The 5472-nt window shown below is 51.0% G+C and carries 5 protein-coding genes; all 5 read right to left on the bottom strand.

Annotation, left to right across the window (positions count from 1 at the left end; genetic code table 11):
- Nucleotides 1-1103, bottom strand: a protein-coding gene (locus C0068_RS04980; protein ID WP_434061417.1) for an IS3 family transposase whose coding sequence is annotated in 2 segments (ribosomal slippage) — nucleotides 1-851 and nucleotides 851-1103 — 1104 coding nt annotated over the 2 segments. Because the reading frame shifts where the segments join, the coding sequence is not laid out codon by codon here. This gene is flagged as partial in the annotation.
- Nucleotides 1104-1145: 42 nt separating this feature from the next.
- On the bottom strand, nucleotides 1146-2963 hold the full coding sequence (locus C0068_RS04975) for a hypothetical protein (protein ID WP_146047840.1): 1818 nt from the start codon (nucleotides 2961-2963) through the stop codon (nucleotides 1146-1148).
- 59 nt (nucleotides 2964-3022) lie between these two features.
- Nucleotides 3023-4585 (bottom strand): IS66 family transposase, encoded by a 1563-nt coding sequence (tnpC, locus tag C0068_RS04970; RefSeq protein WP_103682818.1) that lies wholly within the window; start codon nucleotides 4583-4585, stop codon nucleotides 3023-3025.
- A gap of 109 nt (nucleotides 4586-4694) precedes the next feature.
- Complete coding sequence (gene tnpB / locus C0068_RS04965; RefSeq protein WP_199176086.1) at nucleotides 4695-5048, bottom strand: IS66 family insertion sequence element accessory protein TnpB; 354 nt, start codon at nucleotides 5046-5048, stop codon at nucleotides 4695-4697.
- Nucleotides 5027-5389 (bottom strand): transposase, encoded by a 363-nt coding sequence (locus C0068_RS04960; RefSeq protein ID WP_103682816.1) that lies wholly within the window; start codon nucleotides 5387-5389, stop codon nucleotides 5027-5029. Before C0068_RS04960 ends, tnpB begins: the two co-directional genes overlap by 22 nt.
- Nucleotides 5390-5472 lie beyond the last annotated feature (83 nt).

Here is a 5472-nt window from a genome sequence, read left to right as displayed (position 1 = left end):
ATGTTGATGTGGTCTTGTTTGGCTGTAATAACCAACAAGGTATTCCGTAATTGATTGCTGAGCATCGGTAAAATTACGATAACCCAGCGCTGGAACCCACTCTGTTTTTAAGCTCCGAAAGAATCGCTCCATCGGCGCATTATCCCAGCAGTTACCCCGACGACTCATGCTTTGCTCGATTTGATAGCGCCACAAATGTTGACGAAATTTCCGGCTGGAATAATGGCTACCTTGATCCGAGTGAAACATAACTCCTTTGGGTCTTCCCCTCGCTTCAAAAGCCATACTCAATGCCTGGCCGGTAAGCACGCTATCGGGTGATAACGACATCGCCCAGCCTATTGGCTTGCGTGCATATAAATCTATCACCACTGCCAGATAAGCCCAGCGCTGTCCCGACCAAATATACGTTACGTCGCCGCACCAAACCTGATTCGGCTGACTAACTGCAAATTCTCGATCAAGCTTGTTCGGTACGGCAATATGCTCCTGATTAGCTTTCTTGTAGCGATGACTCGGTAATTGACAGCTGACTAGCTCCAGCTCTTTCATTAATCGCGTCGCGCGATACCGGCTGAGCTGAATACCTCTGTCGGTTACGATGGTTGCAATCGTTCTCGCACCGGCCGAGCCATTGCTATCCTTGTGCGCAGACCGAACCTCGCTGAGCAGCTTAATTCGCTTTAAGCTCGGCATGTTTGGCCGCTTAACCCAATACTTATAGCTGCTGCGATTAACCCCAAACACATCGCAAATTAACGCCACCGCGTGGCTCTCTTTGAGTTTCTCGATTAACGAGAATTGTTCAGGGAGTCTGACATCAAGAGAGCGGTAGCCTTTTTTAAGATTTCTTTTTCTTCCTCAACTCGCCGGAGTCGTTTCTCTAGTTCACGGATTCTTAGCTGATCGGGCGTCATCGGCGTCGCTTGCGGTGAAATACCGTTGCGCTCGGCCCGAAGCTGACGAACCCATTTGTCCATGGTGGATTTACCCACCCCCATCGCTTCTGCAGCATCTCGAATAGAACGCCCCTGATTAACAACTAGCTGGGCTGCTTCCAATCGAAATTCTGGGCTAAAAGTCGGTCTTGTACGGTTGCTCATTGATCACCTGTATCGTTATAGAGGTGATCATATCACCTCTAATCAGGTGGCCAAATTCACTATGCCACTACAAACAGCCCTTAAACTAACTTTACGAACCATGTTCTTTATGTCCATAACCGACACATCGCCATTAACAATCTGGACATCCATTTGATTGAGCATGGAAACTCTTTGTAATGGCACCTCTCCGCTCTGAGCCAGAAGAACTTTGTGAGTGGCTGTGTAGTCGTGCCCTGATTCGTCCAAAAAGGAGAAAAACAAGAGCGCATCCAGATCCTTTATTCCGTACCGTATTACCACTGAATCGTAGCAAACATCTTCTGCCTGGCGAATGGCCTCTGCCGGATCACTGGTAAACGTGACTCTCACGTCGCTTCTTCGCAAGTCGTCAAAGGACATCTTTGTGGCCATGTCCCGCATTTTGTCAACATCATCATCAACAACAAGGATCTTGATACCGCCCTGCCCTTGGTTGTGAAAAAATGTGCTATATGCTTCTTCTTCTACGCTAGGGTATACCAAGTTTAAATCTAGCCCCCCTGCGCCATCGTCCAGAGGAAATCCAACTCGGGTCTTGGCGGGAACACCAACATGAAACACGATCCCCCTATCGTGAACCGACTGCACACTTATTGAAGCACCAATGGTTCGAGCAAAGGAAAAGACGAACTCCATGCCCTCCCCTATTGCGTTATCGACCGCGCTAGAAATGACGCCCGCTTCGTTGATAAAGCTGGCACCATTCACCATAACGGTAACTACCAACAGATCTTTCTCGACGGCCCCAACAATTTTTATATACCCTTCACGAACATATCGCTCTATTGAGCTCATTCCAGCTGAAACTGCTAATGGAAGAACATCCACATCGACCAGCATTTCATCAAGCTCACCGCCCTCGTACGTCACTGTAAAACCTATCGGCGCACCCGCCTGGACACACTGAAACATACTGTCGTGCAGCTCACTAAAAACATCTTTCGCCTTTACCCATCGATATATGGGCTTATCCTCAACGCTTCTACCAGGCGCAATCCTCGCTAGTGAGTTCACGATATGTGAAGACTGCCTAAAAGAACTTAGTCCATCTACAAGCGCCTTCCTTGTGGTGATGATATCACCACGATCAAGGTCTGAAATCGCTGAAGCAATCTTATCTGCAGCAGATCCCAAAGGCTGCCCGAGCTCTCTTAGGGCAAGCAACGTCATATAGCGTCGCATACTTTGCGATTCTTCCCGAGGCACTTTGGTGAGCAGCTTCTTGCTGAATCCTTCAACTAGGTTCAACTTGCCGCTTGCCTCTCGATAGCTACTCGAACTCTTTGAGGAAAATCCGTACCCCATGTAAAACATTATCAAACCGGTGATCACAGTGATCGCCGCTACTGAGGCCATCGCGGTACTACTTCGAGACGCTATGAATTTTCCTTGATCCAACACATAGACGACGGAGGTGTAGCCATCAGCACCATGCTTGGCTAAATCCACATGGACAGGTAATGTCGGTGTGTCACCATTGAATGCTTCGTTCTCGGCAAGGTAGTCCCTAAATGCAGAGGAATCGCCCTCTTTCTCTCTAACCGAAATGGCGCGAACCAGCTCCCCCACATGAACATCCAGGGTAGACCACTTAAGCCTTCCATGCTGAACAATATTCTTAGCCACCATTCTTGCTGTGTCTTCTGCCGTCATTTGGACCAGCGCCTCACGCTGCTGGGCCAAACGCTGACTCGTGGAAATTTCGTCCGATTCGATGATATAAAGTATTGCTAAAGAAAATATACCGACAGTAACGAAGCTACCAATAACAGCGACACATAGTGGGATCTTCCTAGATCCAACAGCGACAGTTTTCATCCTAAAACTCATACAACCCCAACTCCATTTGTACGTAAGCTTCCGGCAAACCCACATTGCTACGGCCGCCAATTATGCGGCAGTAGTTCGCTGATCTTTGACGCCCGCTGAGTCGGCAATCTTGCCATTACATCTTTCAAATAGGCTTGCGGGTTCAGGCCATTAATCTTCGCGGACTGGATCAAGGTCATTACGTTAGCCGCGCGCTGACCGCTGCGCAGCGACCCCGCAAACAGCCAGTTCGAACGGCCAAGCGCCCAAGGTCTAATTTGATTCTCAACCCAGTTATTGTCGATGGGCACAGCGCCATCATCAAGGTAGCGCGTGAGCGCATCCCAGCGTTTCAAACTGTATTGGATTGCTTTGGCCGTCGCGCTGCCATCGGGTACCTGTTGCCGCTTTCCGATCAGCCAATGCTGTAGCTGATCGATAATCGGTTTGGCTTGTTCTTGTCGTTGTTGCCTTCGCTGCTCAGGACTTAGTTCAACAAGTTCCCGCTCGATGAGATAGAGCTGTTTAATATAGTTCAGCGCCTGTTCAGCAATCTGGCTTTTGTTGGCCACGTGCAGATCGTGGAATTTACGACGAGCGTGGGCCCAGCAGCCAATTTCGATCATGCCATTGGCGAAGCCCGCTTTGTAACCGCTGTAATCATCGCAAACTAACTTCCCTCGCCAATCTGCGAGGAAGTCTCTCGATTCTTTGCCTGAGCGGCTGGGCCTGAAGTCGTAGACCACGCCTTGTATCGGGGAGTAGCGCGTTGCCGCATAGGCCCAGACATAGGCTTTATGAGTACGCTGCTTACCCGGCGCCAACATCGCAACCGGTGTTTCATCGGCATGTAGTACAGCTTGTTCTAATAGTTGCTCGCGCAGATGATCCACTAAAGGCCGTAGCTCTACGCCGCAACGACCCACCCAATCCGCTAATGTTGAACGGGGAATCATGACGCCGCTACGGGCAAACTGTTGTTCTTGGCGGTACAGCGGCAGATGATCGGCATATTTGCTAATGAGCACTTGAGCCAATAAACCGGTGGTGGGAATGCCTTTATCAATAATGTGCGCTGCGACAGGAGCTTGTACCAGACTGTCGCAATCACGGCAGCACCATTTACCCCTGACATGACGCTCAACACTAAAGGTGCCAGGCTGGTAATCGAGTTTCTCGCTAACGTCTTCACCGATCCGAGTCATTGCGCAGCCACAAACGCAGTTTGTGTTCTCGGGCTCATGGTGAATCTCGGTGCGAGGCAAGCCTTGGGGAAGTGCTTGGCGTTTGGGCTTTTTGCGTTCGCGCTGTGGTGGCGTAATTGAGACTTTTTCCAGTTCAGCCTCAATCGCGGCGATGTCTTCATCGACCAGCGCGTCCAATAAAGCGAGCTGGTGCTTATCGATCCCTTCACTGCGCTTACCAAAGCGGTGGCGACGCAACAGCGCCAACTCGTGGGTCAGCCTGTCTTTATGGGTTTGTAGTTGTTCGAGCGAGGCTTCGCGTTGAGCAATGCACTGATCGCGTTCGGCGATCTTGTGCGTTTGGGCAGTCACCGTCTCCTGCAACTGCATGACCAGCTTGCGAAGCTGGTCGGGAGATAAGTTTTGGAGGTCGGCTGGCTGAGTCATCACCTTACTTTGCCAGAACTTGGCGCCGCGTTCGATGACGATTTTGTAAATGGACGAGGTGCGGCAACTGTGCTCACAACCTCGTATTAAAGAGGCCGTTTGGTCGAGATTACAGCACCGAGATGGTGGCTGCGCCACCCGCGTGTTGCCAGGGCAAGCCGACGACGAGCGCTTGCAGTTGTTCCTCATCTAGCGCGATTGCCCGCCCTTCACGCAGCGCGCACCAGCTGAATTTACCTTGGTGTAATCGCCGAGCGGCTAGCCACAAACCAAAGCCATCGTGCACCAATACCTTCATCCGATTGGCCCGCTTGTTGGCAAAAAGGTAGGCGCAATGGGGGCGGGCTTCGCCGAAGCTCTGTACCACGCGCGCCAAAGTGGTATCTGGGCCAGCGCGCATATCCAGCGGTTCACGCGCCAACCAAATCTCGTCGATACGAATCATGATTGGGACTTCAGCCATGAAGCTAAATCGGCAAGACCGGACATTGGCCAGTGGATCGTGACGGGACCAAGGGGGCTGCTTAGTTCGACTTTTAGCGTGGTATCAGGGCATGAGGCGTCCATTGCCTTGACGGGAATTCGCGGTGCAACTTTAATAAAGTCATCACGCCCAGCCGCCTTCGCTTCAAACTGGCGCCGCCATTTATGCACGAGATTGGCATTGATTTTAAACTGCTGCGCTACGCTTGCCACCGAAGTATTGGCGGTATAACTCGCTGCCACGACTTGCTCCTTAAATTCGAGAGAATGTTGGCGGCGTGGTGGTTTGGCTGGCGCGGGAAGTAATCCTTGAATATCCATCGTTGGTGTCCACTTAGTATGAGGTGGACACCAAGACTACTATCCTAAAATTGGATGGGAAGGTGAGTTGCCCGGACGCTTAC

Origin of the sequence: Zhongshania marina, from assembly GCF_002915595.1 — a bacterium.
Lineage (GTDB): Bacteria > Pseudomonadota > Gammaproteobacteria > Pseudomonadales > Spongiibacteraceae > Spongiibacter > Spongiibacter marinus_B.
The sequence above is the reverse complement of the archived record's forward strand: the minus strand, read 5'-3'. Positions and strand labels throughout refer to the sequence as shown.